The sequence below is a fragment of the Stenotrophomonas sp. AS012628 genome, assembly GCF_010608305.1.
Classification (GTDB): Bacteria; Pseudomonadota; Gammaproteobacteria; order Xanthomonadales; family Xanthomonadaceae; genus Stenotrophomonas; species Stenotrophomonas geniculata.
In genome coordinates, this window is the sequence record NZ_VMBJ01000246.1 from 1 (window position 1) to 233 (window position 233).

The window sequence follows — 233 nt, forward strand, 5'->3', positions numbered from 1 at the left end:
GCTCGGGCAAGTCGGCACGCATCAAGGAGAAGCTGACCTTCAAGCGCAAGGAAGCCGCTGCGGAGTAATCTGCGCGCGTTGCGAAAAGGCACCTTCGGGTGCCTTTTTTCTCTTCTGCGGCGGAAGATTGACCCCATCTATTTCTTTCGCCCTCGACTCATTCATTCCCATCGTATGCGCCGTCCCGTGTTCGACCCTGAGCAGTTGCCGGTGGTGCCGACCGAGGCATCCTT

At 58.4% G+C, this 233-nt stretch carries 1 protein-coding gene; it reads right to left on the reverse strand.

Going from position 1 to position 233, the window contains the following annotated elements; translation table 11 throughout:
• Nucleotides 1–39: 39 nt before the first annotated feature.
• A partial coding sequence (locus G5A07_RS22315) for a hypothetical protein (protein WP_223107868.1) occupies nucleotides 40–233 on the reverse strand: 194 nt, incomplete at its 5' end.